1 rRNA gene is annotated in these 2,971 nt (G+C 51.8%); it reads left to right on the forward strand.

What is annotated here, in order from left to right:
• The first annotated feature begins 58 nt into the window (after window positions 1-58).
• Window positions 59-2,950 (forward strand): 23S ribosomal RNA (locus CAF78_RS27405).
• Window positions 2,951-2,971: the final 21 nt, after the last annotated feature.

The following is a 2,971-nucleotide window of genomic DNA, read 5'->3' on the forward strand; positions in this document are numbered from 1 at the left end:
GTGCGAATTTTCGGCGAATGTCGTCTTCACAGTATAACCAGATTGCTTGGGGTTATATGGTCAAGTGAAGAAGCGCATACGGTGGATGCCTTGGCAGTCAGAGGCGATGAAAGACGTGGTAGCCTGCGATAAGCTTTGGGGAGTCGGCAAACAGACTGTGATCCAGAGATCTCTGAATGGGGGAACCCACTCAGCATAAGCTGAGTATCTTGTACTGAATACATAGGTGCAAGAGGCGAACCAGGGGAACTGAAACATCTAAGTACCCTGAGGAAAAGAAATCAACCGAGATTCCCTTAGTAGTGGCGAGCGAACGGGGACCAGCCCTTAAGTTGATTTGAGATTAGTGGAACGCTCTGGAAAGTGCGGCCATAGTGGGTGATAGCCCCGTACACGAAAATCTCTTGTCAATGAAATCGAGTAGGACGGAGCACGAGAAACTTTGTCTGAACATGGGGGGACCATCCTCCAAGGCTAAATACTACTGACTGACCGATAGTGAACCAGTACCGTGAGGGAAAGGCGAAAAGAACCCCGGAGAGGGGAGTGAAATAGAACCTGAAACCGTATGCGTACAAGCAGTGGGAGCCTACTTGTTAGGTGACTGCGTACCTTTTGTATAATGGGTCAGCGACTTATATTCAGTGGCGAGCTTAACCGAATAGGGGAGGCGTAGCGAAAGCGAGTCTTAATAGGGCGTTTAGTCGCTGGGTATAGACCCGAAACCGGGCGATCTATCCATGGGCAGGTTGAAGGTTAGGTAACACTGACTGGAGGACCGAACCGACTACCGTTGAAAAGTTAGCGGATGACCTGTGGATCGGAGTGAAAGGCTAATCAAGCTCGGAGATAGCTGGTTCTCCTCGAAAGCTATTTAGGTAGCGCCTCATGTATCACTGTAGGGGGTAGAGCACTGTTTCGGCTAGGGGGTCATCCCGACTTACCAAACCGATGCAAACTCCGAATACCTACAAGTGCCGAGCATGGGAGACACACGGCGGGTGCTAACGTCCGTCGTGAAAAGGGAAACAACCCAGACCGTCAGCTAAGGTCCCAAAGTCATGGTTAAGTGGGAAACGATGTGGGAAGGCTTAGACAGCTAGGAGGTTGGCTTAGAAGCAGCCATCCTTTAAAGAAAGCGTAATAGCTCACTAGTCGAGTCGGCCTGCGCGGAAGATGTAACGGGGCTCAAACCATGCACCGAAGCTACGGGTATCACCTTTTGGTGATGCGGTAGAGGAGCGTTCTGTAAGCCTGTGAAGGTGAGTTGAGAAGCTTGCTGGAGGTATCAGAAGTGCGAATGCTGACATGAGTAACGACAATGCGAGTGAAAAACTCGCACGCCGAAAGACCAAGGTTTCCTGCGCAACGTTAATCGACGCAGGGTTAGTCGGTCCCTAAGGCGAGGCTGAAAAGCGTAGTCGATGGAAAACAGGTTAATATTCCTGTACTTCCAGTTATTGCGATGGAGGGACGGAGAAGGCTAGGCCAGCTTGGCGTTGGTTGTCCAAGTTTAAGGTGGTAGGCTGAGATCTTAGGCAAATCCGGGATTTCAAGGCCGAGAGCTGATGACGAGTTGCCATTAGGCGACGAAGTGGTTGATGCCATGCTTCCAAGAAAAGCTCCTAAGCTTCAGATAACTGGGAACCGTACCCCAAACCGACACAGGTGGTTAGGTAGAGAATACCAAGGCGCTTGAGAGAACTCGGGTGAAGGAACTAGGCAAAATGGCACCGTAACTTCGGGAGAAGGTGCGCCGGCGAGGGTGAAGGACTTGCTCCGTAAGCCCATGCCGGTCGAAGATACCAGGCCGCTGCGACTGTTTATTAAAAACACAGCACTCTGCAAACACGAAAGTGGACGTATAGGGTGTGACGCCTGCCCGGTGCCGGAAGGTTAATTGATGGGGTTAGCGCAAGCGAAGCTCTTGATCGAAGCCCCGGTAAACGGCGGCCGTAACTATAACGGTCCTAAGGTAGCGAAATTCCTTGTCGGGTAAGTTCCGACCTGCACGAATGGCGTAACGATGGCGGCGCTGTCTCCACCCGAGACTCAGTGAAATTGAAATCGCTGTGAAGATGCAGTGTATCCGCGGCTAGACGGAAAGACCCCGTGAACCTTTACTATAGCTTTGCACTGGACTTTGAATTTGCTTGTGTAGGATAGGTGGGAGGCTTTGAAGTGGGGACGCCAGTTCTCATGGAGCCATCCTTGAAATACCACCCTGGCAACTTTGAGGTTCTAACTCAGGTCCGTTATCCGGATCGAGGACAGTGTATGGTGGGTAGTTTGACTGGGGCGGTCTCCTCCCAAAGAGTAACGGAGGAGTACGAAGGTGCGCTCAGACCGGTCGGAAATCGGTCGTAGAGTATAAAGGCAAAAGCGCGCTTGACTGCGAGACAAACACGTCGAGCAGGTACGAAAGTAGGTCTTAGTGATCCGGTGGTTCTGTATGGAAGGGCCATCGCTCAACGGATAAAAGGTACTCCGGGGATAACAGGCTGATACCGCCCAAGAGTTCATATCGACGGCGGTGTTTGGCACCTCGATGTCGGCTCATCACATCCTGGGGCTGAAGCCGGTCCCAAGGGTATGGCTGTTCGCCATTTAAAGTGGTACGCGAGCTGGGTTTAGAACGTCGTGAGACAGTTCGGTCCCTATCTGCCGTGGACGTTTGAGATTTGAGAGGGGCTGCTCCTAGTACGAGAGGACCGGAGTGGACGAACCTCTGGTGTTCCGGTTGTCACGCCAGTGGCATTGCCGGGTAGCTATGTTCGGAAGAGATAACCGCTGAAAGCATCTAAGCGGGAAACTTGCCTCAAGATGAGATCTCACTGGAACCTTGAGTTCCCTAAAGGGCCGTCGAAGACTACGACGTTGATAGGTTGGGTGTGTAAGCGCTGTGAGGCGTTGAGCTAACCAATACTAATTGCCCGTGAGGCTTGACCATATAACACCCAAGCAATTTGCT

The sequence above is a fragment of the Pseudomonas sp. R28(2017) genome, assembly GCF_002112505.1.
GTDB lineage: Bacteria > Pseudomonadota > Gammaproteobacteria > Pseudomonadales > Pseudomonadaceae > Aquipseudomonas.